The organism is Neptuniibacter sp. UBA6509, assembly GCA_002435145.1.
Classification (GTDB): Bacteria; Pseudomonadota; Gammaproteobacteria; order Pseudomonadales; family Balneatricaceae; genus Neptuniibacter.
The window spans coordinates 6,860-7,223 of sequence record DJLT01000118.1; the positions used below are offsets into that span (position 1 = coordinate 6,860).

The following is a 364-nucleotide window of genomic DNA, read 5'->3' on the forward strand; positions in this document are numbered from 1 at the left end:
ACCTCAAAAAATACCCAATCAATCGCATTAAGATTGATAAGTCCTTCATAGATGACTTAGAAAAAAATTCAGAAGATCGGACTCTAGTATCAGGTATGATTTCTCTTGCTAATTCATTATCACTGAAGACAATCGTGGAGGGGGTGGAGAGCGATGGTCAATTGGCGATCATACAACAATATGGTAACCCTATGATCCAGGGCTACCTCTTCAATCGTCCAATGAGAGAAGATAGGTTGTTAATGCTTCTAGAGGAGCAAACGGATCAAAATAAAAATATTCATTCATAAAGTAATCCCCCTAACATTATGAATGTAAAGAGATGGTATGGACTTCCCCTATATCTGAGGGTACTCGGTTAGCT

1 protein-coding gene is annotated in these 364 nt (G+C 38.5%); it reads left to right on the top strand.

Features of this window, described 5'->3' with window-relative positions; genetic code table 11:
* Window positions 1–290: EAL domain-containing protein (locus tag B4K11_RS15460; RefSeq protein WP_292959456.1), on the top strand; the 290-nt coding region annotated here is incomplete at its 5' end.
* Between the last annotated feature and the right edge of the window lie 74 nt (window positions 291–364).